Source organism: Streptomyces xanthii, assembly GCF_014621695.1.
GTDB classification, from domain to species: Bacteria; Actinomycetota; Actinomycetes; order Streptomycetales; family Streptomycetaceae; genus Streptomyces; species Streptomyces xanthii.
In genome coordinates this window covers 3,963,135-3,989,055 of record NZ_CP061281.1, presented here as the reverse complement: position 1 = coordinate 3,989,055, position 25,921 = coordinate 3,963,135, and the positions used below count along the sequence as shown (strand labels likewise).

Genomic DNA, 25,921 nt, shown 5'->3' with positions numbered 1-25,921 from the left:
CGCATTCGGAGTACGCGCGGTTGTGAACACGAGCTCCGTCGGGCCACGCTACAGGCTTGGGCGCCGGTCCCGTCCCGAGATGGATCCGGTATCAAACCCGTTGCCGTGTACGTCGTGCAAATCGTGCGCGCAATTTCTGTGCCGGACCCATGTCGTTCGTATGCGCGCTCCCTGCCCCTTTCTCCGGCGATCGCCTGTAACGCTTCCGCGACGCTTCTTGCCCGTACGGTCACGGAACGGGCATCGAGCTTGACGTGTCGGTGCCCTGGGGCAGACTTGGCCGGGAATAGCTGATTCGATCACCGGGCCGCCGCCGTCAGCGGGGCGCCTATGGGGGACGTGGAGACATGACCGAGGGCAGCGCCGGCGGCGGGCAGGGCGGGCGGTACGCGGGCAGTTCCGTGGCCGGTGGGCGGTACCAGCTGCGCGACCTGCTCGGTGAGGGCGGCATGGCCTCCGTGCATCTCGCGCACGACACGCGGCTCGACCGCGCGGTCGCCATCAAGACTTTGCACACGGAACTCGGCCGCGAGGACGCCTTCCGTCAGCGCTTCCAGCGCGAGGCCCAGTCGGTGGCCAAGCTCACGCACACGAACATCGTCTCGGTCTTCGACTCGGGCGAGGACGAGCTGAACGGCACGATCACTCCGTACATCGTCATGGAGTACGTCGAGGGCCGGCCGCTCGGTTCGGTGCTCGACGAGGACGTCCGCCAGTACGGCGCGATGCCCGCCGACAAGGCGCTCAAGATCACCGCCGACGTGCTCGCCGCGCTCGAGATCAGCCACGAGATGGGCCTGGTCCACCGCGACATCAAGCCGGGCAACGTGATGATGACGAAGCGGAACGTCGTCAAGGTCATGGACTTCGGCATCGCGCGCGCCATGCAGTCCGGTGTGACCTCGATGACGCAGACCGGCATGGTCGTCGGCACGCCCCAGTACCTGTCGCCGGAGCAGGCTCTCGGCCGCGGTGTCGACGCCCGCTCCGACCTGTACTCGGTCGGCATCATGCTCTTCCAGCTGACCACCGGCCGGCTGCCCTTCGAGGCGGACTCGCCGCTGGCCATAGCGTATGCGCACGTCCAGGAGGAGCCGGTGGCTCCGTCCTCGATCAACCGCTCGCTGCCGCCGGCGATCGACGCGCTGGTCGCCCGTGCCCTGAAGAAGAACCCGAACGAGCGCTTCCCGAGCGCCGAGGCGATGCGGGACGAGTGCCTGCGGGTCGCCCAGTCGCTGACGCACGCGGCGCCGAGCATCGTGCCGGGCGCGCAGACGTCGAGCGGCGCGGGCGTCGGCGCGACGGTCTTCCCGCCCGTCGACCAGAACGGGATGCCGACCCCGGGCCCGGTCCAGACGCCGTACCAGCCGCAGACGCAGAACCCTTACGGCACGCCGACCCCGGCGCCGCAGCCCGCGTACGGGTATCCGCAGCAGGGCGGGTACCAGACGCCGCCCCCGTCGATGTCCTACGCGCCGCAGACGCCGGCCCCGTACTCGGCGCAGCCGGTGACGACGGCGAGCCCGCAGAGCGGCGGCTCCGGCGGTTCCGGCGGCCGGAACAAGAACATGATGGTGATCATCGCCTCGATCGTCGTCGCGCTGGTCGCCATCGGCGGCCTGATCGCGGTCCTGACGAACCAGGGCGACGACCCCGACCCCGAGGGCAACGGCAAGCCGAGCGGCGGCACGTCCGAGGTGGCCGGTCACAAGGGCCCCGACAAGACGAAGACCATCGAGACGGACAAGTGCACCGAGCCCGAGACCGGGTTCAACGACGAGAACAAGATCAAGGTCCCGGACTTCTACCTGAAGAACATCGACTCGGTGAAGGCGTGCTTCCGGGCGGCCGGCTGGCAGCCCGAGGTCGTGCACATCGACGAGAACACGTACGGCGAGGGCACGGTCATGAACCAGAGCCCGGCGGCCAACACGGAGATCGACCCGACCGGCGTGAAGATCCAGCTCCAGGTCTCCACCGGCAACCCTTCGGGCGGCTGATCCCGCGCCGCCGCCCTCCGGATCGTCCGCGCGACACGCACCCGATCGCCTAGGTACCGATTGCCTCTGCGAATAGTGTGTACACGTCAACTCGGACGATCTGAGGGAGCGTTGTGCACACGCGTAAAACGGGGGCCTTCGTCGCTGGGGCGCTGGCAGCGGTACTGATTCCACTCGCGGCGAGCCCGGCCGCCGCGGCCGGAGCAAGCAAGTCCTGCTCGGTCACGGGCGCGAGCGGCTCGGCGAGCTGGACCTGGGCCGGCAGGACCAAGCTCGACCCGCTCAAGCTCAAGGGCAAGGACACCAAGGCCGACGGTTTCCACCCGGCGATCCGCCTGGTCACCTACACCGGCAGCAAGCTCAAGCACTGGCCCTGGCACCACGTCAGCGGCTCCGCGGAGACCTGGAACACCTCCGCGCACGACACCCGCGGCATCAAGCACGCGGGCGTCGAGGTGCAGCTCTACAACGGCCGCACCAAGGTGAACAAGCCCGGCATCGTCGTCAACTGCTACTCCGGTGGCAAGGTCAACCCGAGGTACTGACCCCACTTCGGTCCGACCGGAAAGGGCCCGGTCCGCGCGTGGAGCGCGGGCCGGGCCCTTTGCTTTCGGTGTCCGTCGCCTACAGGTACGGCCCGCCCGAGCGGCCGATCGTGCGGGGGTCCTCGTCGCCGTCCTCGCCGCCGGCGCCCGGCGGAAGAGCGCGGCGCATCTGCTCCAACTGGGCGCGGGCGGCCATCTGCTGGGCGAAGAGCGTCGTCTGGATCCCGTGGAAGAGACCCTCGAGCCAGCCCACCAACTGGGCCTGCGCGATGCGCAGTTCGGCGTCGCTCGGGGTGGCCTCGTCGGTGAACGGCAGGGAGAGCCGCTCCAGTTCCTCGACGAGCTCCGGCGCGAGGCCGTCCTCGAGCTCCTTGACGGAGCTGTGGTGGATCTCCTTGAGCCGCTGCCGGCTCGCCTCGTCCAGGGGAGCCGCGCGCACTTCCTCCAGCAGCTGCTTGATCATGCTGCCGATGCGCATCACCTTGGCGGGCTGCTCGACCATCTCCGTCACCGGGACCTCGCGGGCTTCGTCGGCTCCGCCGCCGCCCAGAGCCATTCCGTCCTGGCCCACGACCAGGATCTGCGGGTTCTCCGGCGACCGTTCGTTCCTCGGCATCTCCATGCCGCCATTCTCTCGCACCGTGCTCTCACCCTTGGGTGGTGCCCCCGTCGGACAGTGATCCACCGCACCCGGGTGCCCCGAAATCCGGCGTGCCCGTTTTATTGGCCTATGTGAGGCTTATCGCAAGCACGGCAGCAGCGCGGCAGCGGCACGGGCAGAAGGGGGCAGTGCATGGCGTGGCTTCGGCGGGTGGCCGGACGGGTGACGGGAGCTCTCGCGGCGACCCTTCTCGTGCTCACGGCGTCCCTGCCGGCCGCGGCGGCCTGTGCGCTCGTCTCCGCCGTCGCGCAGGCGTCCCCGGCGTACGCCGCCGAACCCTCGCCCGGAGCCTCTCTCGCGGGCACCCAGGCGGGCGAGGGCCGCACCCCGCCGGGGCGGCCCCGCCCCCATCCGACCGGCCCCGCGGCCCTGCGGCCGCCCGCGCCGCCCGTCGAGGAGCCCTCCGCGACCCCGACGCACCGCCCGCGGCCCCCGGCCGCCGCCCGGCAGCAGACCGTGGTGCCGGACGACGGGACGAGCCCGCTGGTGAACGTGCTGCCGCTGGGCTTCGGCCTGCTCCTCACCGGGCTCGGCCTCGGCTTCCTGGCCCTGCGGCTGCGCCGCTGACCGCCGCGGCGGCTACGGCAGCGTGAGCAGCACCTTGCCGATGTGCCCGGACTCCTCCAGGACCCGGTGGGCCTGCGCCGCGTCGGCCATCGGCAGCGTCCGGTCCACGACCGGCCGCACATGGCCGCCCTCGATCAGCGGCCAGACGTGTTCACGGACCGCCGCGACGATGGCCGCCTTCTCGGCGAGCGGCCGGGCCCGCAGCGTGGTCGCGGTGATCGCGCCGCGCTTGCCGAGCAGCGTGGCGATGTTCAGTTCGCCCTTGACGCCGCCCTGCATTCCGATGATCGCGAGCCGGCCGTTGGTGGCGAGGACGTCCACGTTGCGGCCCAGGTACTTGGCGCCCATGTTGTCGAGGACGACGTCGGCGCCGCCGCCCGCGGTGTTCTCGCGGATCTCCTCGACGAAGTCCTGCTCGCGGTAGTTGATCAGGATGTCGGCGCCCAGCTCGGCGCAGAAGTCCAGCTTCTCCTTGGTGCCCGCGGTGACCGCGACCTTGGCGCCGACCGCCTTCGCGAGCTGGATCGCCATCGTGCCGATGCCGCTGGAGCCGCCATGCACGAGGAAGAGCTCGCCGGGGCGCAGGTTCGCGACCATGAACACGTTGGACCAGACGGTGCAGGTCACCTCGGGCAGCGCCGCCGCCGTCACGAGGTCGACGCCCCGCGGCACGGGCAGCAGCTGGCCGGCCGGGACGACGACCTTCTCCGCGTAGCCGCCGCCGACGAGCAGCGCGCACACCTCGTCGCCGACGGACCAGCCGCCCACGCCCGGCCCGAGCGCGGCGATCCGGCCCGCGCACTCCAGACCGGGGTACGGGGAGGAGCCGGCCGGCGGGTTGTAGAAGCCCTGGCGCTGGAGCAGATCGGCGCGGTTGACGGCGCTGGAGACCACCTCGACGAGGACCTCGCCCTCGCCGGGCACGGGGTCGGGGACCTCCGCCCAGAGAAGCGCCTCGGGTCCGCCGGGTTCCGGGATCGTGATCGCATACATGGCCGCGAGGCTACTCCCGTGGGCCCGGCGCGGCCCCGCGTCACGCCCGGGTCAGTCCTGGGGCAGCGGCTTGGTGTCCGGTGCCACGTGGGTGGTCGGGGTGGCCCGCACGATGGTGATCAGACGGTCCGTCAACTGCAGGGTGCCGATGGCCTTGTCGTCGTAGCCGAGCAGCCGGTGGCCGCGCACGACGCTGACGACGAGGTCGTCGACCTGCTTCGGCTCCAGGCCCACCTCGGCCTTTATCACCGGCCGTTCGATCAGGTCGAGGCCGCTGCCCTGCTGGATGAGGTCCTCCATGACCATGCCCGCGTTGGGGCTGAGGACCGACAGGCCGAGCAGCCGGCCCGCCGCGCTGGCGCTGGTGATGACCGCGTCCGCGCCGGACTGGCGCAGCAGCGGCGCGTTCTCCTCCTCGCGGACCGCGGCGACGATCTTCGCCCCGCGGTTCAGCTGCCGCGCCGTGAGCGTCACCAGGACCGCCGTGTCGTCGCGCTGCGTGGCGATGATGATCTTCCGGGCGCGCTGCACCTCGGCGCGGACCAGGACGTCGCTGCGGGTCGCGTCGCCCATGACCCCGGCGTAGCCCAGCGCGTTGGCCGCGTCGATGACCTTGCTGCTGGGGTCGACCACGACGACCTGCTCGGGCTTGAGCCCGGTCGCGCAGACGGTCTCCACCGCGCTGCGGCCCTTCGTGCCGAAGCCGATGACGACAGTGTGGTCACGCAAGTTGGACCTCCAGCGGTTCAGGCGCCATTCCTCCCGGGTCCGTTCGGTGAGGACCTCCAGCGTGGTGCCGACCAGGATGATCAGGAACAGCACGCGCAGGGGTGTGATGACGAGGATGTTGGTGAGGCGGGCGCTGTCACTGACCGGCGTGATGTCGCCGTATCCCGTGGTGGAGAGCGTGACGGTCGCGTAGTAGAAGGAGTCGAGCAGATCGACCGTGCGGTCCGAACTGTCGTTGTACCCGGCCCGGTCGATCCAGACGAGGAACCCCGTGAGGACGAGCACACCGAGGGCCATCGCCAGCCGTCGGGCCACCTGCTTCAGCGGTGGCACGACGACGCGGCGCGGCAGCTTCACCCGGTAGGTGGTCGTCTTCTCGTCCGCCTGACGCGCGATGGCGTCATGGCCGGCCAGTTTCACGTGAAACACCCTTCGTTTCCCGGGAGATCGGTCCCGGGGTTCCCTGTGCTCCACGACCATGGCAGATCGAGGATCCCTACCTCCTGGGCCCCCTGGGCTCCGCCGGGCGGGATCACCGCGAGGGCGTCTGCGGCGGCGATGCCGCGCAGCATGGCCGGGCCGTTGTAGTGCAGCGGAACCGCCCAGTCGTGCCCGCTGTCGCGGTCCTGGCGCAGCACGACGGGCACCAGCCGGGTGTCGTGCGGGTGCCCCTGGACCGCCGCGTGCAGCGGCGCGGTGTCCGGCTCCCGGGCCTCACGCCCGTACGAGGACTCGGGCGCCGCCCGGCCGGACAGCTCGCTCAGCAGCGGTTCGGCGAGGGTGAGCAGGCCGGACACGGCGGCGAGCGGGTTGCCGGGCAGTCCGACGAGGTGCCGGCCCTCGGCGAGCCGGGCCAGCAGCATCGGGTGGCCGGGGCGGACCTTGACGCCGTCCACGAGCAGTTCGGCGCCCAGGGCGCGGAGCGTGGGGTGGACGTGGTCGACGGGGCCGGACGCGGTGCCTCCGGTGGTCACGACGAGGTCGGCGGTGGAGTCGCGGACGGCCTTGAGGACGGCCCCGGCGTCGTCGCCGAGCCGGCGCACGGCGATCACCTCGACGCCGAGCGCGCGCAGCCAGTGCGGCAGCATCGGGCCGAGCGCGTCGCGGATGAGGCCGTCGCGGGGGCGGCCCGAGGTGAGCAACTCGTCCCCCAGGACGAGGACTTCGACCCGGGCCCGGGGCACGACGAGCAGGTCGTCGTAGCCCGCGGCGGCCGCCAGGCCGAGGACCGCGGGGGTGACCACGGAGCCTGCGGGCAGCAGCAGTTCGCCGCTGCGGCACTCCTGGGCGCGCGGCCGGATGTCCTGCCCGTGCGCGACCTCGCGCAGCGGGTGCAGGTTCCGCTTGTCGTCGAGCCGCCCGTGCTCGCTGCGGATGACCGCCGTCGTCTCGGGCGGGATGCGGGCGCCGGTCGCGATGGCCGCGGCCTCCCCGTCGGACAGCGGCGCGGGCGGCTCGTGCCCGGCGAGGATGCCCTCGTCGCGTACGGCCCAGGGGCCGGGGCCCGCCACGACCCAGCCGTCCATCGCGGACGTGTCGAAGGACGGGAGATCGGTGAGGGCGGTCAGCGGCGCCGCCAGGACGAGTCCGAGGGCCGCCTCCAGGGGGACACGGGCCGCGCCGCGCGGGAAGCGCTCCGCTCGGGGGGCGGTCGAGGCGTCGGCCACGGGGTCGAGGGACAGCCCCGTCGCCGGGTCGGTCTGCGCGCCGGTGACCGGGTCGACGGGCGGCTCGGTCGTACGGGCCCGGTGCGCGGCGGCCTGCCGGCCCGCCTGGGCGGCGATGCGGCGGGCGGCCGGCCAGGGGGTGGCGTGGTGACGGTCGCGGGCGGTCTCGCGCGGGGCGTCCTGGCCGGTGGCGGGCGCCTCGGTGCCGGGGCTGGGATCGCGGGGTGCGCGAGGTGCGTCCCGGCCTGCGTCGGCGGGGCCGGGCGCGGCTGCGCGCGGCGCACCGGGGACCCCCTGCCCGCGCGGGGCGCTGTGCGCGTTGGCCAGGGCCAGCGCCTCGTCGACGTCGCCGTCGATCGGGTCGGCCTGCGACACCGAACGGCCGTCCGGGGCGGTCATTCCGCGCCCGGCGCCGAGTCGCCCGCCGCCGAGTCGTCCGGGGCCGCGGCGGACTCGGCCTCCCGCGCCCAGCGTTCGGCGAGCGCGACGGCCTTCGCGGTGGCGGCGGCGACCGCCTCGCGGCCGCCACCGGCCTGCGCGGCCGCGTATCCGACGAGGAACGTCGTCAGGGGCGCGGCGGGGCGGGCGACCCCGTGCGCGGCGTCGCGGGCGAGGTCGAGCAGTGCGCCGGTGTCGACGTCCAGGTCGAGGCCCAGTTCGTCCTTGGCTGCGGAGATCCATTCTTCAAGCACGCGTCCATGCTCCCTGATCCGTGTCCGGGCTTCGGCGATGTCGTCCCAGGTGTCGCAGTCGAACGACGCGACGGGGTCCTCCGGGTCGGCGACCCGGGCGATGCGCAGTGCGCGCGTGAGGAGGCGCAGCGGCAGCCCTTCGAGCGCACCGTGCTCGGCGGCGAGGGCGCGAAGCGCACGGTCGAGCGCGGCGCGGCGATAGGCGGCGACGAGGGGCTGGTCGCGTCCGTCGCGGTCAGTGAGAAGAACGGCTTCGGCGCCCTTGGCGGGCGGGGCGGGGGTGGCTTCGGCGTCCTCGACGGAGCGGGCATCGGCAGTCCCGGCGCCCTCGGCGGGGGCGTCCTTGGCGGGCCCGGCATGGACGGCTGCGGCGCCCCCGGCGTGGGTGGTTTCGGAGGGGGTGGCTCCGGCGTACTCGGCGGACCGGGCGCGGGCGGCTTCGGCGTACTCGACGGAGCGGGCATCGGCAGCCCTGGCGACCTCAGGGTGGGCGTCCTCGACGGGGGTGGCTTCAGCGCCCTCGGCGGGCCCAGCGTGGAAGGCGCCGGCGGACCCGGCGTGGGCGTCCTCGGCGGGCCCGGCATGGACGGCTGCGGCACCCCCGGCGTGGGTGGCTTCGGCGGGGGTAGCTTCAGCGCCCTCGGCCGACCCGGCGTGGACGGCCCTGGCGGACCCAGCATGGGCGTCCTCGGCGTGAACGGCTTCGGCGTCTGCGGCGGATCGGGCGTGGCCGTCCTCGGCGGACCCGGCGTGAACGGCTTCGGCGTCCTCTGTGGCCCCGGCACGGACGGCTCCCGCGCCCTCGGCCGGCCCCGCGTGCAGCGTGTCGAGCAGGAGCCGGACCGTGCGGGGGGTCAGGAACGGCAGGTCGGCGGAGAGCACGACCACGGTCTCCGCCGCCCCGTGGCCTCGCGGCGGCAGGGCCCGGACTCCCGCGTCCAGCGCGGCGAGCGGGCCCCCGCCCGGCGGGTCCTCGCGGGCCCAGGTGACGGGCCGCGCCGTGGCGCGGGGCGCGGCGACGACGACGGTGTCGCGGGCCCCGGCGCAGGCGGTGAGCACCCGGTCGAGCAGGGCGCGGCCGCCGACCCGGACCCCGGGCTTGTCGGCCCCGCCGAGCCGCCGCGCGGCGCCCCCGGCGAGGACGACGGCGTCGTACGCGGGTGCGGGGCCGCGGACGGCGTTCTCGTTCATCCCCCGAGTATGAGCGCACGAAGGATCATTGCCACCCTCGCGTACGGGGTCCCGGGGGTGCGCCGCCGTTCACCGCACCCCCGGCGCCCGGGTCACAGGGTGCGCAGCAGCACCGCCGGCTGTTCCACGCAGTCCGCGACGTAGCGCAGGAAGCCGCCCGCCGTGCCGCCGTCGCAGACCCGGTGGTCGAAGGTGAGCGACAGCTGGACGACCTGACGGACCGCCAGCTCCCCGTCGTGCACCCACGGCTTCGGCACGATCCGGCCCACGCCGAGCATGGCCGCCTCGGGGTGGTTGATGATCGGCGTCGAGCCGTCGACCCCGAACACCCCGTAGTTGTTGAGCGTGAACGTGCCGCCGGTCAGCTGCGCGGGCGTCAGCGAGCCGGTCCGCGCCGCGTCCGTGAGCCGCGCGAACTCGGCGCTCAGCGACTCGGCGTCGCGCGCGTGCGCGTCCCGGACGACGGGGACGACGAGCCCGCGCTCGGTCTGCGCGGCGAACCCGAGGTGCACCTCGTCGAACCGGACGATCTCGCGCCGCTCCGTGTCCACCGTCGCGTTCAGCTCCGGGTAGCGGGCCAGGGCCGCCGTGCAGACGCGGGCGAGCAGCGCCAGGACGGAGATCTTCGGGCCCGCGGAGGGTCCGGTCGCCCCGTTCATGGCCGCGCGGGCGCGCATCAGCTCCGTCGCGTCGGCGTCCACCCAGCAGGTCGCGTCGGGGATCTCGCGCCGGCTGCGGGAGAGCTTGTCGGCGACGGCGCCGCGGACCCCGCGCAGAGGAGTGCGGTGACCCTTGAGCGCCTGGCCCTCGGGCGCCGGGGCCACAGGTGCCGCCGGGGCGGGTGCGGCGGCACCCGCCACCGCGCGCTCCACATCGGCCCGCATGATCAGCCCCTCGGGGCCGGAACCCGTCAGCTCCCGCAGGTCGAGCCCGTGATCGCGGGCGAGCTTGCGCACGAGCGGCGAGATGACCGGGACGGGCCCGGACGCGTGCACCGGCTTCACGGGCGCCGGAGCCGCCGGAGCCACGGGCACCGGAGCCGGGACCGGGGCCGCCGGGGCGGGAGCGGGCGGCGCGGCCGGCGCGGACTGCGCGCTCGGCGCGTTCGGCCGCACCCGTCGGCGCCGGGCGGGCGCGGCGGTCGTGCCGTACCCCACCAGCACGTTGCCCGAGCCCTCGGACTCGGCCGGGGCGGCGCCCGGCGCCTCCACGACCGTGCTCGCGTCCGCGCCGACGGCGACCGTCAGCAGCGGCGCCCCCACGGGCAGCTCGCTCCCCTCGTCGCCGAAGCGGGCGGTGACCACACCCCCGTAGGGGCACGGCACGTCGACGAGCGCCTTGGCCGTCTCGACCTCGACGACCGGCTGGTCGACGGCGACGACGTCGCCGACCTGCACCAGCCAGCGCACGATCTCCGCCTCGGTGAGCCCCTCGCCGAGGTCGGGCAGCTTGAACTCCAGCACCTGCGCCATCAGACCGATCCCCTCACTGATCCCACTGGAGACGTGCGACGGCGTCCAGCACCCGGTCCACGCCGGGCAGATGGTGCCGCTCCAGCATCGGCGGCGGATACGGGATGTCGAGCCCGGCCACCCGGAGCACCGGCGCCTCCAGGTGGTGGAAGCAGCGCTCGGTGATCCGCGCGGCGATCTCGCCGCCGGGTCCGCCGAAGCCGTGGGACTCGTGGACGACGACCGCGCGCCCGGTGCGGCGCACGGACGCGGCGACCGTCGCGTCGTCGAACGGCACCAGGGAGCGCAGGTCGACCACTTCGAGGTCCCAGCCCTCGGCGCGGGCGGCCTCGGCCGCCTCCAGACAGACCGTCAGGGACGGCCCGTACGTGATGAGCGTGGCGCTGGTCCCGGGGCGGCGGACCACTGCCGTGCCGATGGGTTCAACGGTCGCGGGGGACTCCGGGTTCCAGGTGTCCTTGGACCAGTACAGGCGCTTCGGTTCGAGGAAGACCACCGGGTCGTCGGAGGCGATCGACTGCCGCAGCAGCCCGTACGCGTCGGCGACGGTGGCGGGCGTGACGACCGTCAGGCCCGGCGTCGCCATGTAGTACGCCTCGGAGGAGTCGCTGTGGTGCTCGACGCCGCCGATGCCGCCGCCGTAGGGGATGCGGATCGTGATCGGCAGCGGCATCGTCCCGCGCGTGCGGTTGCGCATCTTGGCGACATGGGAGACGAGCTGCTCGAAGGCCGGGTAGCCGAACGCGTCGAACTGCATCTCGACGACGGGCCGCAGACCGTACATCGCCATGCCGACGGCCGCGCCGAGGATGCCGGCCTCGGCGAGCGGGGTGTCGGTGCAGCGGTCGTCGCCGAACTCCTTGGCGAGTCCGTCGGTGATGCGGAAGACGCCGCCCAGGGTGCCCACGTCCTCACCGAGGACGTGCACGGACGGGTCCTCGGCCATCGCGTCGCGCAGGGCGCGGCCGAGGGCCTGGGCCATGGTGGCCGGCTTGGTGGCGGGCTTCGCGGCCTGCTCGGGGGCGACGGTCGCCATCAGCGGCCTCCCTCGGACGCCTCGGCCTCGGCTTCGAGCTCGGCGCGCAACTGCTCGGCCTGCTCGCGCAGTTGGGAGGTCTGCTCGGCGTAGACGTGGGTGAACAGGTCCATGGGGTCGAGCACCGGGTCCGCGTTCATGCGCTCGCGCAGCGCGGCGGCCATCGTCTCGGCGTCGTCGCGCACGGCCTGCATCCCGGCCTCGTCGATGAGACCGCGCTCGGTCAGGACGCGCTCCAGGAGGAGGACCGGGTCGTGGTCGCGCCACGCCTCGACCTCGTCGTCGGTGCGGTAGCGGGTCGCGTCGTCGGCGTTCGTGTGCGCGTCCATGCGGTAGGTGACGGCCTCGATCAGGGTCGGACCACCGCCCTCGCGCGCGTGGGTGACGGCTTCGGTGAGCACCTCGTGCATGGCCACCGCGTCGTTGCCGTCGACCAGCCGGCCCGGCATCCCGTACCCGACGGCCTTGTGGGCCAGGGACGGCGCAGCGGTCTGCTTGGCGAGCGGCACGGAGATCGCGTAGCCGTTGTTCTGCACCAGGAAGACCACCGGGGCCTGCCAGACGGCCGCGAAGTTGAGCGCCTCGTGGAAGTCGCCCTCGCTGGTGCCGCCGTCGCCGACCATGGCGAGCGCCACGACGTCGTCGCCCTTGAGGCGGGCGGCGTGGGCGAGGCCGACGGCGTGCGGCAGCTGGGTGGCGAGCGGCGTGGACAGCGGCGCGACGCGGTGCTCGTGCGGGTCGTAGCCGGTGTGCCAGTCGCCGCGCAGCAGGGTGAGGGCCTGGACGGGGTCGAGGCCGCGGGCGACGGCGGCGAGGGTGTCGCGGTAGCTCGGGAAGAGCCAGTCGCGCTCCTCCAGGGCGAGGGCGGCGGCGACCTCGGCGGCCTCCTGGCCGGTGGTCGAGGGGTAGACCGCGAGGCGGCCCTGCTTGGTCAGGGCGGTCGCCTGCGCGTTGTACCTCCGGCCGCGGACCACCTCGGCGTACAGCCGGCGCAGCAGCTCGGGGTCCGCCTTCGCGGCGGCGTCGGTGCCCAGGACGCGGTACGGCTCCGCGTCGGGCAGCAGCGGCGCGGGGTCCGTGCGGGGCTGCCAGGCGGGCGGCGGGGCGGTCCTGCCTGTGCGGCGGGTGCTCCGCTGCTCCATGACCGTCATGACGGCACCTCCTCGTGGGAGCGGCTTCGGCGGCGCGTCAGGTGTGATGCGCCTCACCTACCGATTGTTCGGTCGTCGGCACATTTTGGCTACAGGCACCTTCAGGCTGTGGACAAACGGTTCTCCACAGCCTGAGATGAATGCAGTACGTCCATGGTAGGGAGGCGCGGGCACATGGCATCTGAACAAATGGCCGACGGCTCCGGGGGGCCGCCGCCGGAGCCCGTGGCCCGCCCGCTCGATCCCATCGACCGCGACATCCTCCAGATGCTCCAGAAGGACGGCCGCGCGTCGATACGGTCCGTCGCCGAGCGCGTCCATGTGTCGCGGGCCAACGCCTACGCGCGCATCAACCGGCTCATCGACGACGGCGTGATCCGCGGGTTCGGCGCCCGCGTCAACCACGAACGGGCCGGGCAGGGCGCCTCCGCGTACATCACCCTGAAGATCGTCCAGAACTCCTGGCGCACGGTGCGCGACCAGCTGCGCCAGCTGCCCGAGGCCTCGCACATCGCGCTGGTCAGCGGTGACTTCGACGTGCTGATCCTGGTGCACACGCAGGACAACCGCGCGCTGCGCGAGCTGGTCCTCACCAAGCTGCAGGCGATCCCCGAGGTGCTCAGCAGCCGCACGCTGCTGGTCTTCGAGGAGGAGGACCTGGGGCCGGACGCCTGAGGCCCGCCCCAGGGCCCCGAGGGGCGCTCAGGCGGGCTTGCGCATGCCCTGGAAGACCAGCTCCACGACCGCGTCGGCGACTTCCTGGGGGCGGAGCTGGCCGCCGCCGTCGGGCCGGTACCACTCCACGATGGAGTTGATCATTCCGAACAGGAGGCGGGTCGCGAGCCGCACTTCTATGTCGTCCCGCACGTCCCCGTCGGCCGCGGCCGCCTTGAGCAGCGCGGCGACCTGGTGGTCGAACTCGCGGCGGCGCGCCATGGCCCACCGCTCCGTGTCCGTGTTCCCGCGCACGCGCAACAGGAGCGTCACATAGGGAAGTTCGCCGGTCAGGACCTCGACCATGCGGCGCGTGACGTGCTCCAGTCGCTCCACCGCGCGTCCCACGCGCGCGGGTTCCTCGTCGAGGATCCCGAAGAGCCCGTCGAGCGCGCGGCTGACCGCGCGGCGCAGCAACTCCTCCTTGCCCGACACGTGGTGGTAGATCGACGACTTGGAGATGCCCGCGGCCTTGGAGAGGTGCTCCATCGAAGTGCCGTCGTAGCCGCGCTCGTTGAAGACCGCCACGGCGACCGTCAGCAGCGTCTCGGGGGTGTACGTGTCGCGGCGCGGGCCCGGAGCACGTCGCGGCGTGGTCATGCGGAGCCCTCCCACTTCTTCGGGTTGTACGAGTGCCGGAAGAGCGCGAGGGAGGGGGCGTAGCGGCCCGAGGGGTCGCGCTCGTGCAGCTCCTCCAGCACTCCGCAGGCCCAGCCTCGGCCGAGCCGGCGGCTCCATTCGACGGGCCCCAGCGGGTAGTTGACGCCGAGCCGCATCGCGGTGTCGACGTCCTCCTCGGTGGCCACGCCGCGCGCGACCGCGTCGTGCGCGAGGTCGATGATCCGGGCCACGGTGCGGGCCACGATCATGCCCGGCACGTCGCCGATGACGCTGACCTGCTTGCCGAGCGCCTGGAAGAGGCCGACCGCCTCGTCCAGGGTGCGCGGGTTGCCGTCCTTGCAGGCGGCGAGCGCGATCCGGGTCGCCGAGCGGTAGTCCAGGGCGAGGTCGAAGTAGACGACGTCGCGGAACTCGACGGAGGTCTGGCCGTCGGCCTGCACCAGCTGGCCGCCGCTGGGCAGCACGATGCGGGTGCCCTTGTCCTCGTCCTCCTGCACGACCTCGATGCCCGCCTCGCGCATCATCGGGATCAGCTCGGCGGCCGAGTCCAGGTCGCCCTCGACGCTCACGCGCGCGGGGGGCTCGGCGGGCGCCGCCGTGTGCGGCTCGGGACGCTCCTCGCCCTCCCCGTACGCGTACCAGCCCTGGCCGGTCTTGCGGCCGAGCCGGCCGGCCTCCACGAGGCGGCGCTGGGACAGGGCGGGCCGGAACTTCACGTCCTGGTAGAAGCCCTCCCACACGGAGCGGGTCACGGCCTCGTTGACGTCCTGGCCGATGAGGTCGGTCAGCTCGAAGGCGCCCATCCGGAAGCCGCCGCTCTCGCGCAGCACGGCGTCGATGGTGGCGGGGTCGGCGCCCTGCTCCTCGTGCACCGCGAAGGCCTCGGCGTAGAAGGGCCGCGCGATCCGGTTGACCAGGAAGCCCGGGGTGTCGGCGCAGGCCACCGGGGTCTTCCCCCAGGCGCGGGCGGTCTCGTACGCGCGCGTGGCGGCGGTGACGTCGGTGGCGGCGCCGGAGACGACCTCGACGAGCGGCATGAGCGGCGCCGGGTTGAAGAAGTGCAGTCCTACGAAGCGGCCGGGCAGGCGCAGGGCACCGGCGATCGCGGTGACGGACAGGGACGAGGTGTTCGTGGCGAGCAGACAGTCGTCGTCGACGACGTCCTCGAGCTCGCGGAACAGCCGCTGCTTGACGTCCAGTTCCTCCAGGACGGCCTCGACCACGAGGGCCGTGTCCGCGAACGCGTCGAGCGACTGCGCGGGCGTGAGGCGGGCGACGGCGGCGGTGCGCTCCTCGCCGCTCATGCGGCCCTTGTCCACGAGCCGGTCGAGCCGTGCGGCGATCGACTCGGCGGCCGTGCGCGCGCGGCCGGGCACGGCGTCGTACAGCCGGACGGGGTGCCCGGCGACCAGGGCGACCTGGGCGATTCCCTGGCCCATCGTGCCGGTGCCCACCACGCCGACGGGGCGGTCATGTGCTGTCATGCGCGCGATCCTTCCGCATGCAGCCGAGCGCGTGGGCCCCGGGGGCCGTCAGGCCCGGCCGGCGAAGGGCTGTCGTCCACAGGTTCGCCGCACCCCCTTGTCCCGACCGATCGTTCGGTTACTCTAACTCTGTCTGCCCGTCCCTGCCCAGCTCGCCGGCTCGACGAGGAGCCGCCGCCGAGGAGGAGTTGGTCCCCCATGGCCGCCGAACGCACCGCGCACGACCTGATCGCCGAGCACCGGCCGACGCTCGACCGGACGCTGGAAGCCATCAGCACGCGCGCGTACTGGTCCCCGCACCCGGAGCACCCGAAGGCGTACGGGGAGAACGGGAGCCTGAGCATGGCCGAGGGCAAGGCCGCCTTCGACGCCCTGCTCGGCACCCGCCTCGACCTGGGCCAGCCCGGCACGGACGACTTCGTGGGCGGGGAGGTCTCCCCGTACGGCGTAGAGCTGGGCGTCACGTACCCGCACGCGGACATCGACGTGCTGCTGCCCGCCATGCGCGCGGGTCTGCGGGCCTGGCGCGAGGCGGGCGCGGAGCTGCGCGCGGCGGTCTGTCTGGAGATCCTGGCCCGGATCAGCGCCCGCACCATGGAGTTCGGGCACGCGGTCATGCACACCAGCGGCCAGGCCTTCATGATGGCGTTCCAGGCGGGCGGCCCGCACGCGCAGGACCGCGGCCTGGAGGCGGTGGCCTACGCGTACGCGGAGCAGGTCCGCACGCCGGACGCGGCGGAGTGGTCCAAGCCGCAGGGCAAGCGCGACCCGCTGCTGCTCACCAAGTCGTTCACCCCGGTCGGCCGCGGCATCGCGCTGATGATCGGGTGCAACACGTTCCCGACGTGGAACGGCTACCCGGGCCTGTTCGCCTCCCTGGCGACGGGGAACGCGGTCCTGGTCAAGCCGCACCCGCGCGCGGTGCTGCCGCTCGCGCTGACCGTCCAGGTCGCGCGGGACGTCCTCGCCGAGGCCGGCTTCGACCCGAACCTGGTGGCGCTGGCCGCCGAGCGCCCCGGCGAGGGCATCGCCAAGACGCTCGCCGTCCGCCCCGAGATCAAGATCATCGACTACACGGGCTCCACCGAGTTCGGCGACTGGCTGGAGACCCACGCCCGCCAGGCGCAGGTCTACACGGAGAAGGCGGGGGTCAACACGGTCGTCATCGACTCGACCGACTCCTACAAGGGCATGCTGTCGAACCTCGCGTTCTCGCTCTCCCTGTACAGCGGCCAGATGTGCACCACCCCGCAGAACCTGCTGATCCCCCGTGAGGGCATCTCCACCGACGAGGGCCCGAAGACGTACGACGAGGTCGTGGCCGACCTCGCGCGCTCGGTCGGCGGCCTCCTCGGAGACGACGCGCGGGCGAACGCGCTGCTGGGCGCCCTGGTCAACCCGGACGTGAAGGCCCGCCTGGACGCGGCCGCCTCCCTGGGCGAGGTGGCGCTGCCCTCCCGCGAGGTCGCCAACCCGGACTTCCCGGACGCCGTGGTGCGCACGCCCGCGATGGTGAAGCTCGACGGCGCGCGCAAGTTCTGGGAGACCGCCGACACCGAGGCGGCCTACATGAGCGAGTGCTTCGGCCCGGTCTCCTTCGCGGTGGCCGTCGACTCCACGGCCGACGCCCTCGACCTGCTGCGGCGCACGGTCCGCGACCAGGGCGCGATGACCGTCGGCGCGTACACGACCTCCGAGGAGGTGGCCGGCGCCGTCGAGGAGGTCTGCCTGGAGGAGTGCGCCCAGCTCTCGCTCAACCTGACGGGCGGGGTGTACGTGAACCAGACGGCGGCGTTCTCCGACTTCCACGGCTCGGGCGGCAACCCGGCGGCGAACGCGGCCCTGTGCGACGGCGCCTTCGTGTCGAACCGCTTCCGCGTGGTGGAGGTCCGCCGGGAGGCCGTCGCCTCCTAGGTCCTGTCTGGAGTTCCCCGTCGTCCGCGCGGAGCGCGGGCGCAGCGGCGGTCGGTGCGTGCCCTCGGTGTGCGGCGTCCCAGGACATGTGGCGGAGCCACCTGTCCTGGGACACCGTGCGGCGAGGGTGCGTGCCGGGCGTCGGGGCGCAGACGGGGAACTCCAGACAGGACCTAGCCCCGGTCCGCCCGGGGCGCGTGCGGGCTGTGCGTGCTCCAGTGGAAGAGGGTCATGCCGACGCTGGTCGCCAGGTTGTAGCTGGAGACCTGGGGCCGCATCGGCAGGGAGACGAGGTGGTCGGCGCGCTCGCGCAGTTCGGGCGTCAGGCCGCTGCGCTCCGAGCCGAAGGCGAGCAGCGCGTCGTCGGGCAGCTCCAGGCCGCGGATGTCGGCGCCCTCGGGGTCGAGCGCGTACAGCGGCCCCGCGGGCAGCTCTCCGACGTCCAGGCGCGCCACGGCGGTCGCGAAGTGCAGCCCGGCCCCGCCCCGCACGACCGTGGGGTGCCAGGGGTCGAGGCTGCCCGTCGTGACGACTCCCGCGGCCCCGTAGCCGGCGGCGAGCCGGATGACGGCGCCCGCGTTGCCGAGGTTGCGCGGCTGGTCGAGGACGACGACCGGGGTCGTACGGTCCGTGCGGTGCAGGGCGCCGAGCCGCTCCGCCACCGCGGGGCGGCCCGCGAGCGCGGCGACCCCGGTGGGGTGCAGCCGCGGCACGAGCGCGCGCAGCACGTCGTCCGGCACCTCGACCAGACGCGCGGCCAGTCCGGGGGCGACGTCGGGGGCGAGATCGGCGGCGAGGGCGAGCGCGGCGGCCCGGTCGACGGCGAGCGCCACGGGCACGTCCGCGCCGAAGCGCAGCGCGTGCTTGAGGGCGTGGAAGCCGTCCAGCAGCACGGCCTCCTGGGCGTGCTGCCGCCAGACCCGCACCGCGTCCTGTTCCCGCCCGCCGTGTGCGCCCCGCGCCGCCTGTGTCCCGTTCGCCCCGCTCATGCCGGGAAGCCTACGTGCGGGTGACCGGCACCCCGGACACGTCCGCGGCCCCCTGCCCCCCGTCCGCCGGACGCGGCCCGGGCACCTCGGGCCCGCCCTCCGCGCGCGTGCCGGGGAAAACGCGCTCACGCGCGCGTGCCACCCGCCCGCCCAGCCACTTCAGGAAGGGTGTCGGCAGGAAGACCGCGTCGGCGGCGATCATCGCGAGCGAGAAGAACGGCAGCCCGAGCACGACGGCGATCGCCAGGTGCTCGGTGATCATGAGCACGAGCAGGACGTTCTTGACCCGCCGGTTGAACACGGTGAACGGGAAGGCGACCTGCACGGCGACCGTCCCGTACGTCACGAGCAGCACCATCGGGCCGTACGAGGTCAGCAGGTCGCCCAGGGCGGGCCAGGGTGAGAAGTAGTCCAGGTGCAGCGGGTAGTAGACGGCGCTGCCGTCCTGCCAGCGGCTGCCCTGGATCTTGTACCAGCCCGCGGTGGCGTAGATCAGGCACGCCTCGATCATGATCACCAGCAGGGCGGCGTTGTGCGCCAGGTTGGCGACGACGTCGCACAGCAGGCGCGGGTCGCCGTCCGGGGCGCGCAGGTTCAGGAACCACCACACGCCGTGGACGGCCCACAGCGACCAGAAGACGAGCAGCCAGCCGGTGCGGACGTCCCCGGTGAACGTGATCGCCGCGAGCGCCAGGCCGGCCACCCACCACAGGACGGGCCCGGCGCGGTCCGGCCGGGGCAGGCCGCTCCGCGCGCGTGCCGCCCGCCGCGCGTCCAGCGACCACACCTGGCCGCAGCGCGTGAGGACGAGGTAGATCGACATGAGGTGGATGACGTTGTCCCCGCCGTCGCCCACGAAGACGCTGCGGTTCTGCAGCGAGAGCACGCCGATCATGAACAGGACCGACATGGTGCGGGTGCGCCAGCCGAGGGCCAGCAGGAGCGAGGCCAGGACGGCCGCCGCGTAGACGAGCTCGAACCAGGCGCGCCCGTCGGACCACATCAGCACGCTGAACGCGTGGTTCTCGCTGATGAGCTGCTGCGCCAGGTCCCAGCTCCACGGCCCGTCGGGACCGTAGAGCTCCCGCCGGTGCGGGTACTCGCGCAGCAGGAACAGCAGCCAGGTCGAGGCGAACCCGATCCGGATCACGGCGCTCTGGTACGGGGCGAGCGGGGACGCGGTGATCTTCTGGAGGGCGGCGTAGAGCTGTGCGCCGAAGCGGGCGAGGCGGGTCATCGGGCCTCACCGGCCGGTCCCTGCACGCGCACCCGGGCGCCGGTGTCGAGCGGAGCGTCGTACGCGGTCACCGACCACCAGGGGATCTCTCGGTAGAACGGCTTCCGGTTCACCTTCTCAGTGCTCCACTTCGGCGGCTCGATGGTGACGGACCGCGAACGCACCTGGACGCGTTCGAGGGTCTCGCCCTTCTCCGTCACGCCGAGCCGGTCCAGGCGCAGCACGAGGATGCGGCGCAGATAGCGCTCGGACAGGGTGCCGCGCAGTCCGGTGGGACGGTTCTGCGCGTCGTGCGTCGACCCGTAGACGTCCCAGGCGCGGCGCAGTTCGTTCTGCTGGGTGTGGCTGGGCAGCAGGTTGCCGTCGATGGCGGCGCCGTCCGCGGCGGACAGGTCGTACCAGCGGGTCTGCCGCGTGTCCCCGTCGCGGGTGCGCACCTCGCCGCGGGCCTGCACCGCGACGTTCTGCTGGAGCGGGTTCGGGGCGAACAGCTTCCAGTTCTGCTCGAACTCGGGATAGACCCAGTCGTCGACGTCGCGGCCGTACTGCTTGCTCAGCGTGTTCGACGGCGCGACGTGCAGGAACACCATGAGGACGTGCAGGCCGGTGACGAGCGCGATCGCCGCCAGGGCCAGCGCGGCCGTCAGCTGGTAGCCGGGGGCGAGGCCCGCGATGCCGGCACGGCCGGGCGGGTTCGGCCGCGGCTCAGGCTCCGGATCGGGCCGGACGCCCTCGTCCGCCGCCGTTGCTTCCGTGTCCATCGGTGCTCCCCGATCCCGATTCCCTGTTCCCCTGGCCGTTCCCCCGGCCCGCCGTGTCCCCGCGGCGCATCGGAACCGTACTGGGGAGCGAGCGCCAAACACAGTCGACCGCGGTTTTCCACAGGTGAAGGGACGGTGCAGACCGGACTTGTCCACAGGCGGGCTGTTCAGGGTTGACACCCTACGGCGCCGGGTCCCACCATTGAACTCGACGAACCGAACGATCGGTCGGGAGCTGACGGAGCCCCCGGCCCCGTCGGGACCCAAGGTCGAGGGGATCGGGAATGGCGACAGCAGCCCCGCAACATCAGGCAGCCGGGACGCGGCCGGACCAGGCCGCCGACCTCGGCGAGGCCGGCTTCCAGGCCGTCTTCGACGCGGCGGTGGCGGCCGACGAGCGCATCGAGCCCCGCGACTGGATGCCCGACGCCTACCGCGCGACGCTGGTGCGCCAGATCGCCCAGCACGCGCACTCCGAGATCATCGGCATGCAGCCGGAGGCGAACTGGATCACCCGCGCCCCCTCCCTGCGCCGCAAGGCCATCCTCATGGCCAAGGTCCAGGACGAGGCGGGCCACGGCCTGTACCTCTACAGCGCCGCCGAGACCCTCGGCACCAGCCGCGACGAGCTGCTCGACAAGCTCCACAGCGGCCGCCAGAAGTACTCCTCGATCTTCAACTACCCGACGCTGACCTGGGCTGACGTCGGCGCCATCGGCTGGCTGGTGGACGGCGCCGCGATCACGAACCAGGTGCCGCTGTGCCGCTGCTCCTACGGGCCCTACGCCCGCGCGATGGTCCGTGTCTGCAAGGAGGAGTCCTTCCACCAGCGCCAGGGGTACGAGCTGCTGCTCGCCCTGAGCCGGGGCACCGAGGCCCAGCACGCGATGGCGCAGGACGCGGTGGACCGCTGGTGGTGGCCCTCGCTGATGATGTTCGGCCCGCCGGACGACGAGTCGGCGCACTCCGCGCAGTCCATGGTGTGGAAGATCAAGCGCCACTCGAACGACGAGCTGCGCCAGCGCTTCGTCGACATCTGCGTCCCCCAGGCCGAGTCCCTCGGCCTCACCCTCCCCGACCCCGAGCTGCGGTGGAACGAGGAGCGGGGCCACCACGACTTCGGTCCGATCGACTGGACGGAGTTCAAGGAGGTCCTGAAGGGCAACGGGCCGTGCAACGAGCAGCGCATCACCCAGCGCCGGCGCGCCCACGAGGAGGGCGCCTGGGTGCGCGAGGCCGCCGCGGCCCACGCGGCCAAGCACTCCACGAAGGCCACGACACACGAAGGCAGGGCGGCATGAGCGAGACCCCCACCCCCGAGGCACAGGGCCGCACGGAATGGCCCCTGTGGGAGGTCTTCGTGCGCTCCCGCCGCGGCCTGTCCCACACCCACGCGGGCAGCCTGCACGCCCCGGACGCCGAGCTGGCGCTGCGCAACGCGCGGGACCTGTACACCCGCCGCGGCGAGGGCGTCTCCCTGTGGGTCGTGCCGTCCGCCGCGATCACCGCCTCCTCGCCGGACGAGAAGGACCCCTTCTTCGAGCCCGCGGCCGACAAGCCGTACCGCCACCCGACGTTCTACGAGATCCCGGAAGGGGTGAAGCACCTGTGACGCAGGCCCCTGAGACGCAGCGGCTGACCGACACCGCGGCCGCCGCCCTCGCCCTCGGCGACGACGCCCTGGTGCTCTCGCACCGCCTGGGGGAGTGGGCGGGCCACGCCCCTGTCCTGGAGGAGGAGGTCGCCCTCGCGAACATCGCGCTCGACCTGCTCGGCCAGGCCCGCGTCCTGCTGAGCATGGCCGGCGACGAGGACGAGCTGGCCTACCTCCGCGAGGAGCGCGCCTTCCGCAACACCCAGCTGGTCGAGCAGCCCAACGGCGACTTCGCGCACACGATCGCCCGCCAGCTCTTCTTCTCCACGTACCAGCTGCTGCTCCACACACAACTGGCCGCGACGGACTCCCCGTTCGCGCCGCTGGCCGCCAAGGCGGTCAAGGAAGTCGCCTACCACCAGGACCACGCCGAGCAGTGGACGCTGCGCCTGGGCGACGGCACCGACGAGAGCCACGCCCGCATGCAGCGCGCGGTCGACGCCCTGTGGCGCTTCACCGGCGAGCTGTTCCAGCCCGTGCCCGCACTGCCGGTCGACTGGCAGAAGATCCAGGAGACGTGGACGGCGCGGGTCACGGACGTGCTCGGCCGCGCCGGGCTGGCCGTGCCCGCGGGCCCGCAGACCGGTGCCTGGAGCGCCGGTGCCGGACGCCAGGGCCTGCACACCGAGTCCTTCGGGCGGATGCTCGCCGAGATGCAGCACCTGCACCGCAGTCACCCGGGGGCGTCATGGTGACCCTCGCCCGCGAGCAGGAGACCCCGCTGGAGGCGGAGCTGCGCCGGCTCGCGGGCTCCGTGCCCGACCCCGAGCTGCCCGTGCTGAGCCTCACGGAGCTCGGCGTGCTGCGCGCCGTGCACAGCCTGGGGCCCGGCCGCGTCGAGGTGGAGCTCAGCCCCACGTACACGGGGTGCCCCGCGATCGAGGCGATGTCCGCCGACATCGAGCGGGTGCTGCACGAGCACGGGATCCCCGAGGTCACCGTCCGCCCGGTGCTCAGCCCCGCCTGGTCCACGGACGACATCACGCCCGAAGGCCGCCGCAAGCTCCGGGAGTTCGGCATCGCGCCGCCCCGCACCACCCGCGCCCCCGCCGGGCCCGTCGCCCTGACGCTGAGCCCGACCCGCCGCACCGGCGCGGACGCACCGGCCGAGGAGCCGCTCGCCTGCCCGCACTGCGGCTCGACCGACACCGAGCTGCTCAGCCGCTTCTCGTCCACCGCCTGCAAGGCCCTGCGCCGCTGCCTGGCCTGCCGCGAACCCTTCGACCACTTCAAGGAGCTGTGATGGCACAAGGAGCGGGAAGGGCCCGCTTCCACCGGCTCCGGGTCACCGCGGTCGACCGGCTCACCGACGACTCGGTGGCCCTGACCTTCGCGGTGCCGAGCGAACTGCGCGAGGCGTACCGCTTCACCCCCGGCCAGCACCTCGCCCTGCGCCGCACCGCGGACGGCACGACCGAGGGCGCCGAGATCCGCCGCACGTACTCGATCTGCTCCCCCGCCCCGGCCGGCACGGCACCGGACACGCTGCGCGTCGGTGTGCGCATGGTCGACGGCGGCGCCTTCTCCACGTACGCCCACAAGGAGATCGGCGTGGGCGACGAGGTCGAGGTGATGACGCCGGCCGGGCGCTTCGTCCTCGACCCGGCGCCGGGGCACTACGCGGCGGTGGTCGGCGGCAGCGGGATCACCCCGGTGCTCTCCATCGCGGCGACGCTGCTGGCGCGCGAGCCCGAGGCCCGGTTCTGCCTGATCCGCAGCGACCGCACCACCGCGTCGACGATGTTCCTGGAGGAGGTCGCCGACCTGAAGGACCGCTACCCGGACCGGTTCCAGCTGGTCACCGTACTGTCCCGGGAGGAGCAGCAGGCCGGTCTCGCCTCGGGCCGCCTCGACCAGGAGCGCCTGTCGGCCCTGCTGCCGGCGCTGCTGCCGGTCGAGCGGGTCTCAGGCTGGTTCCTGTGCGGCCCTTACGGGCTCGTGCAGAGCGCCGAGCGGACGCTGCGGGACCTCGGCGTGCGGCGCGACCGCGTCCACGAGGAGATCTTCCACGTGGACGACGCCCAGGGCGCCGCCCGGCCCGGTTCGGCGGCCGGGGCACCCGCCCACGCCACGGTCACCGCGCAGCTCGACGGCCGCGCGGGCAGCTGGCCCGTCCAGGACGGCGAGTCCCTCCTGGACACGGTTCTGCGCAACCGGCCGGACGCGCCCTACGCCTGCAAGGGCGGCGTCTGCGGGACCTGCCGCGCGTTCCTCGTCGCGGGGTCCGTCCGGATGGACCGGAACTTCGCGCTGGAGCCCGAGGAGACCGAGGCGGGATATGTGCTGGCCTGCCAGTCCCACCCGACCACGGAGAAGGTGGAGCTCGACTTCGACCGCTGAGTCCGGGCGCCGCGCGGCCCTTCGGCCACCCCGGCGCCCGCTCCTCGGCCACCCCGGCGCCCCTCGTCCTGTTCCTCCCGCCTCCTGTTCCCTTCTCATAGAACCTGTTCTATCTTGACGCTCCGTCAGATTCCGCTACGGCCCGGCGGATCGAGGCAGAGCCGCCGGGGCAGGCACGGGAGGGACAGCCGGTGGACTTCACCTTCTCCGAGGAGCAAGAGGCGGCCGCCGAGGCGGCGAAGGCGGTGTTCGCACCGGTCGCTCCGGACGGGGTGCCCAGCCCCTCGCTGACTCCGGGGGCCGTGGCCGAGGACTTCGACCGCGCCCTGTGGGCCAAGGCCGCGGGCGCCGATCTGCTGAGCCTGGTGATCGCGCCCGAGCACGGCGGGGCCGGGCTCGACGCCGTGGCGCTGTGTCTGGTGCTGCGCGAGTCGGCGCAGGTCCTGGCCCGGCTGCCGCTGCTCGAGCACAGCGCGGCCGCCACGGCCGTACAGGCCCACGGCAGCGCGGAGTTGCGGCAGGAGCTGCTGCCCGGCGCGGGGCGCGGCGAGCTCGTGCTGACCGTCGCCTCGGCCGGCCGCACCGGCCACGACCCTGCCGAACTCGCGGTCACCGCACGGCAGGAGGGCTCCGGGGATCAGGCCGACGGGCCGGCAAACTGGATCCTGGACGGGGTGCAGACGGCGGTGCCCTGGGCGTTCAACGCCGACCGGATCCTCGTCCCGGCGCACACCGGCGAGGGCACTCCCCTGATCGCGGTCCTCCCCGGGCCCGGCACGCGGACACCGGGCCTCACCTTCGACGAGCAGGTATCCACCACCGGCGAACGCCTCGCCGAGCTCCGCCTGGACGGCGTACGCGTCGCGGCCCGGGACATGATCGAGGCCCCCGAGGCCTGGCCCCGGCTGCACGATCTCCTCGCCACCGGCACCTGCGCCCTCGCCCTCGGCCTCGGCACCGGAGCGCTCCGGATGACCAGCGACTACGCGGGCAAGCGCGAGCAGTTCGGCCACCCCATCGCCACGTTCCAGGCCGTCGCCGTGCAGGCCGCCGACCGGTACATCGACCTGCGTGCCATGGAGGCCACCCTGTGGCAGGCCGCCTGGCGCATCAGCAGCGGGGCCGGGGGCGCGCTGCCCGTGGCCGGTGACGTGGCGGTCGCCAAGACCTGGGCCTCCGAGGGCGTGCGCCGCATCGTGCAGACCGCCCAGCACCTGCACGGCGGCTTCGGCGCGGACACCGACTACCCGCTGCACCGCTATCACGCCTGGGCCAAGCACCTGGAGCTCTCGCTCGGCCCGGCCGCCGCGCACGAGGAGGCACTGGGCGACCTCCTGGCCGCCCACCCCCTCGGCTGAGACCCCACCCGCGCCCGCACCGCATCCGCACGCCGGCACCCGCGCCCGGCACGCAGAAGGGCCCCGGCGAAAACCGGGGCCCTCAGTCGGTCTGCGTCACAGGACCGACCGCAAGAATCGAGAAGCGACCGCAAGAACCAGGAGG

General features: G+C 73.4%; 23 protein-coding genes and 2 pseudogenes. 11 read left to right on the top strand and 14 right to left on the bottom strand.

Going from position 1 to position 25,921, the window contains the following annotated elements; all coding sequences use genetic code 11:
• Nucleotides 1-347: 347 nt before the first annotated feature.
• Both IAG42_RS18135 and IAG42_RS18130 read left to right on the top strand, forming a co-directional pair.
• On the top strand, nucleotides 348-2,000 hold the full coding sequence (locus IAG42_RS18135; RefSeq protein ID WP_188338022.1) for a protein kinase domain-containing protein: 1,653 nt from the start codon (nucleotides 348-350) through the stop codon (nucleotides 1,998-2,000).
• A 113-nt stretch (nucleotides 2,001-2,113) separates the two neighbouring features.
• A complete protein-coding gene (locus tag IAG42_RS18130; protein WP_188338021.1) occupies nucleotides 2,114-2,545 on the top strand; it encodes a hypothetical protein in 432 nt (143 codons plus the stop codon).
• Between the two features lie 79 nt (nucleotides 2,546-2,624).
• Here IAG42_RS18130 and IAG42_RS18125 read toward each other — a convergent pair whose 3' ends face one another.
• Nucleotides 2,625-3,167, bottom strand: a complete 543-nt coding sequence (locus tag IAG42_RS18125) for a bacterial proteasome activator family protein (protein ID WP_188338020.1) — start codon at nucleotides 3,165-3,167, stop codon at nucleotides 2,625-2,627.
• Between the two features lie 171 nt (nucleotides 3,168-3,338).
• Here IAG42_RS18125 and IAG42_RS18120 point away from each other — a divergent pair, with 171 nt between their 5' ends.
• Nucleotides 3,339-3,773 (top strand): hypothetical protein, encoded by a 435-nt coding sequence (locus IAG42_RS18120; protein ID WP_188338019.1) that lies wholly within the window; start codon nucleotides 3,339-3,341, stop codon nucleotides 3,771-3,773.
• Between the two features lie 12 nt (nucleotides 3,774-3,785).
• Here the strand turns inward: IAG42_RS18120 and IAG42_RS18115 are convergent, their stop codons facing one another.
• The 8 genes and pseudogenes from IAG42_RS18115 to pdhA form a co-directional block, all read right to left on the bottom strand.
• On the bottom strand, nucleotides 3,786-4,766 hold the full coding sequence (locus IAG42_RS18115; RefSeq protein ID WP_188338018.1) for an NAD(P)H-quinone oxidoreductase: 981 nt from the start codon (nucleotides 4,764-4,766) through the stop codon (nucleotides 3,786-3,788).
• A gap of 51 nt (nucleotides 4,767-4,817) precedes the next feature.
• On the bottom strand, nucleotides 4,818-5,915 hold the full coding sequence (locus IAG42_RS18110) for a potassium channel family protein (RefSeq protein WP_188338017.1): 1,098 nt from the start codon (nucleotides 5,913-5,915) through the stop codon (nucleotides 4,818-4,820).
• The gene (locus IAG42_RS18105; RefSeq protein WP_223206052.1) at nucleotides 5,912-7,561 is read right to left on the bottom strand and encodes a molybdopterin molybdotransferase MoeA; all 1,650 of its coding nucleotides are present in this window, start codon (nucleotides 7,559-7,561) and stop codon (nucleotides 5,912-5,914) included. Before IAG42_RS18105 ends, IAG42_RS18110 begins: the two co-directional genes overlap by 4 nt.
• Nucleotides 7,558-8,121: pseudogene (locus IAG42_RS18100) on the bottom strand (DUF6457 domain-containing protein); the annotation flags it as partial. The gene IAG42_RS18105 and the pseudogene IAG42_RS18100, both read right to left, overlap by 4 nt.
• A 531-nt stretch (nucleotides 8,122-8,652) precedes the next feature.
• Nucleotides 8,653-9,045, bottom strand: a pseudogene (mobA, locus tag IAG42_RS38580) (molybdenum cofactor guanylyltransferase); the annotation flags it as partial.
• Between the two features lie 92 nt (nucleotides 9,046-9,137).
• Nucleotides 9,138-10,517 (bottom strand): dihydrolipoamide acetyltransferase family protein, encoded by a 1,380-nt coding sequence (locus IAG42_RS18090; protein ID WP_188338016.1) that lies wholly within the window; start codon nucleotides 10,515-10,517, stop codon nucleotides 9,138-9,140.
• 13 nt (nucleotides 10,518-10,530) lie between these two features.
• Nucleotides 10,531-11,553 (bottom strand): alpha-ketoacid dehydrogenase subunit beta, encoded by a 1,023-nt coding sequence (locus tag IAG42_RS18085; protein ID WP_188338015.1) that lies wholly within the window; start codon nucleotides 11,551-11,553, stop codon nucleotides 10,531-10,533.
• Nucleotides 11,553-12,704 (bottom strand): pyruvate dehydrogenase (acetyl-transferring) E1 component subunit alpha, encoded by a 1,152-nt coding sequence (pdhA, locus tag IAG42_RS18080; protein WP_188338014.1) that lies wholly within the window; start codon nucleotides 12,702-12,704, stop codon nucleotides 11,553-11,555. Before pdhA ends, IAG42_RS18085 begins: the two co-directional genes overlap by 1 nt.
• Before the next feature lie 174 nt (nucleotides 12,705-12,878).
• Here pdhA and IAG42_RS18075 point away from each other — a divergent pair, with 174 nt between their 5' ends.
• Nucleotides 12,879-13,379 (top strand): Lrp/AsnC family transcriptional regulator, encoded by a 501-nt coding sequence (locus IAG42_RS18075; RefSeq protein WP_223206051.1) that lies wholly within the window; start codon nucleotides 12,879-12,881, stop codon nucleotides 13,377-13,379.
• 27 nt (nucleotides 13,380-13,406) lie between these two features.
• Here the strand turns inward: IAG42_RS18075 and IAG42_RS18070 are convergent, their stop codons facing one another.
• Together IAG42_RS18070 and IAG42_RS18065 are read right to left on the bottom strand one after the other, a co-directional pair.
• Nucleotides 13,407-14,018 carry a TetR/AcrR family transcriptional regulator gene (locus IAG42_RS18070; RefSeq protein ID WP_188338013.1) on the bottom strand — a complete coding sequence of 204 codons (612 nt, stop codon included), beginning with the start codon at nucleotides 14,016-14,018 and terminating at the stop codon, nucleotides 13,407-13,409.
• The gene (locus IAG42_RS18065; RefSeq protein WP_188338012.1) at nucleotides 14,015-15,523 is read right to left on the bottom strand and encodes a 3-hydroxyacyl-CoA dehydrogenase; all 1,509 of its coding nucleotides are present in this window, start codon (nucleotides 15,521-15,523) and stop codon (nucleotides 14,015-14,017) included. Before IAG42_RS18065 ends, IAG42_RS18070 begins: the two co-directional genes overlap by 4 nt.
• 198 nt (nucleotides 15,524-15,721) lie before the next feature.
• Between IAG42_RS18065 and paaN the strand changes: the two genes are divergently transcribed.
• A complete protein-coding gene (paaN, locus tag IAG42_RS18060; RefSeq protein WP_188338011.1) occupies nucleotides 15,722-17,437 on the top strand; it encodes a phenylacetic acid degradation protein PaaN in 1,716 nt (571 codons plus the stop codon).
• Between the two features lie 173 nt (nucleotides 17,438-17,610).
• Here paaN and IAG42_RS18055 read toward each other — a convergent pair whose 3' ends face one another.
• The 3 genes from IAG42_RS18055 to IAG42_RS18045 are packed head-to-tail and all read right to left on the bottom strand — an operon-like array spanning nucleotide 17,611 to nucleotide 20,424.
• Nucleotides 17,611-18,426, bottom strand: a complete 816-nt coding sequence (locus tag IAG42_RS18055) for a TrmH family RNA methyltransferase (RefSeq protein WP_188338010.1) — start codon at nucleotides 18,424-18,426, stop codon at nucleotides 17,611-17,613.
• A 10-nt stretch (nucleotides 18,427-18,436) separates the two neighbouring features.
• On the bottom strand, nucleotides 18,437-19,663 hold the full coding sequence (locus IAG42_RS18050; RefSeq protein WP_188338009.1) for an HTTM domain-containing protein: 1,227 nt from the start codon (nucleotides 19,661-19,663) through the stop codon (nucleotides 18,437-18,439).
• Complete coding sequence (locus IAG42_RS18045; protein WP_188338008.1) at nucleotides 19,660-20,424, bottom strand: DUF5819 family protein; 765 nt, start codon at nucleotides 20,422-20,424, stop codon at nucleotides 19,660-19,662. Before IAG42_RS18045 ends, IAG42_RS18050 begins: the two co-directional genes overlap by 4 nt.
• Before the next feature lie 284 nt (nucleotides 20,425-20,708).
• On the opposite strand from IAG42_RS18045, the gene paaA reads away from it, so the two are divergent.
• The 6 genes from paaA to IAG42_RS18015 all read left to right on the top strand — a co-directional run bounded on the left by paaA (nucleotide 20,709) and on the right by IAG42_RS18015 (nucleotide 25,776).
• Nucleotides 20,709-21,725, top strand: coding sequence for a 1,2-phenylacetyl-CoA epoxidase subunit PaaA (paaA, locus tag IAG42_RS18040; RefSeq protein WP_188338007.1), 1,017 nt, complete (start codon nucleotides 20,709-20,711; stop codon nucleotides 21,723-21,725).
• Nucleotides 21,722-22,036 (top strand): 1,2-phenylacetyl-CoA epoxidase subunit PaaB, encoded by a 315-nt coding sequence (paaB, locus tag IAG42_RS18035; protein WP_188338006.1) that lies wholly within the window; start codon nucleotides 21,722-21,724, stop codon nucleotides 22,034-22,036. Before paaA ends, paaB begins: the two co-directional genes overlap by 4 nt.
• The gene (gene paaC, locus IAG42_RS18030) at nucleotides 22,033-22,773 is read left to right on the top strand and encodes a 1,2-phenylacetyl-CoA epoxidase subunit PaaC (protein ID WP_223206050.1); all 741 of its coding nucleotides are present in this window, start codon (nucleotides 22,033-22,035) and stop codon (nucleotides 22,771-22,773) included. Before paaB ends, paaC begins: the two co-directional genes overlap by 4 nt.
• Nucleotides 22,767-23,321, top strand: coding sequence for a 1,2-phenylacetyl-CoA epoxidase subunit PaaD (paaD, locus tag IAG42_RS18025; RefSeq protein ID WP_188338005.1), 555 nt, complete (start codon nucleotides 22,767-22,769; stop codon nucleotides 23,319-23,321). Before paaC ends, paaD begins: the two co-directional genes overlap by 7 nt.
• Nucleotides 23,321-24,418: a 1,2-phenylacetyl-CoA epoxidase subunit PaaE gene (gene paaE, locus IAG42_RS18020; RefSeq protein ID WP_188338004.1), complete on the top strand. Its 1,098-nt coding sequence runs from the start codon at nucleotides 23,321-23,323 to the stop codon at nucleotides 24,416-24,418. Before paaD ends, paaE begins: the two co-directional genes overlap by 1 nt.
• 191 nt (nucleotides 24,419-24,609) lie before the next feature.
• Complete coding sequence (locus tag IAG42_RS18015) at nucleotides 24,610-25,776, top strand: acyl-CoA dehydrogenase family protein (protein WP_188338003.1); 1,167 nt, start codon at nucleotides 24,610-24,612, stop codon at nucleotides 25,774-25,776.
• Nucleotides 25,777-25,921 lie beyond the last annotated feature (145 nt).

What these genes read in the sequence shown, in the direction of transcription:
- IAG42_RS18135 (WP_188338022.1), top strand. Translation starts at nt 348, where the DNA reads ATGACCGAGGGCAGCGCCGGCGGCGGGCAGGGCGGGCGGTACGCGGGC.
- IAG42_RS18125 (WP_188338020.1), bottom strand. Translation starts at nt 3,167, where the DNA reads ATGGAGATGCCGAGGAACGAACGGTCGCCGGAGAACCCGCAGATCCTG.
- IAG42_RS18120 (WP_188338019.1), top strand. Translation starts at nt 3,339, where the DNA reads ATGGCGTGGCTTCGGCGGGTGGCCGGACGGGTGACGGGAGCTCTCGCG.
- IAG42_RS18115 (WP_188338018.1), bottom strand. Translation starts at nt 4,766, where the DNA reads ATGTATGCGATCACGATCCCGGAACCCGGCGGACCCGAGGCGCTTCTC.
- IAG42_RS18105 (WP_223206052.1), bottom strand. Translation starts at nt 7,561, where the DNA reads ATGACCGCCCCGGACGGCCGTTCGGTGTCGCAGGCCGACCCGATCGAC.
- IAG42_RS18090 (WP_188338016.1), bottom strand. Translation starts at nt 10,517, where the DNA reads ATGGCGCAGGTGCTGGAGTTCAAGCTGCCCGACCTCGGCGAGGGGCTC.
- IAG42_RS18085 (WP_188338015.1), bottom strand. Translation starts at nt 11,553, where the DNA reads ATGGCGACCGTCGCCCCCGAGCAGGCCGCGAAGCCCGCCACCAAGCCG.
- pdhA (WP_188338014.1), bottom strand. Translation starts at nt 12,704, where the DNA reads ATGACGGTCATGGAGCAGCGGAGCACCCGCCGCACAGGCAGGACCGCC.
- IAG42_RS18075 (WP_223206051.1), top strand. Translation starts at nt 12,879, where the DNA reads ATGGCATCTGAACAAATGGCCGACGGCTCCGGGGGGCCGCCGCCGGAG.
- IAG42_RS18070 (WP_188338013.1), bottom strand. Translation starts at nt 14,018, where the DNA reads ATGACCACGCCGCGACGTGCTCCGGGCCCGCGCCGCGACACGTACACC.
- IAG42_RS18065 (WP_188338012.1), bottom strand. Translation starts at nt 15,523, where the DNA reads ATGACAGCACATGACCGCCCCGTCGGCGTGGTGGGCACCGGCACGATG.
- paaN (WP_188338011.1), top strand. Translation starts at nt 15,722, where the DNA reads ATGGCCGCCGAACGCACCGCGCACGACCTGATCGCCGAGCACCGGCCG.
- IAG42_RS18055 (WP_188338010.1), bottom strand. Translation starts at nt 18,426, where the DNA reads ATGAGCGGGGCGAACGGGACACAGGCGGCGCGGGGCGCACACGGCGGG.
- IAG42_RS18050 (WP_188338009.1), bottom strand. Translation starts at nt 19,663, where the DNA reads ATGACCCGCCTCGCCCGCTTCGGCGCACAGCTCTACGCCGCCCTCCAG.
- IAG42_RS18045 (WP_188338008.1), bottom strand. Translation starts at nt 20,424, where the DNA reads ATGGACACGGAAGCAACGGCGGCGGACGAGGGCGTCCGGCCCGATCCG.
- paaA (WP_188338007.1), top strand. Translation starts at nt 20,709, where the DNA reads ATGGCGACAGCAGCCCCGCAACATCAGGCAGCCGGGACGCGGCCGGAC.
- paaB (WP_188338006.1), top strand. Translation starts at nt 21,722, where the DNA reads ATGAGCGAGACCCCCACCCCCGAGGCACAGGGCCGCACGGAATGGCCC.
- paaD (WP_188338005.1), top strand. Translation starts at nt 22,767, where the DNA reads ATGGTGACCCTCGCCCGCGAGCAGGAGACCCCGCTGGAGGCGGAGCTG.
- paaE (WP_188338004.1), top strand. Translation starts at nt 23,321, where the DNA reads ATGGCACAAGGAGCGGGAAGGGCCCGCTTCCACCGGCTCCGGGTCACC.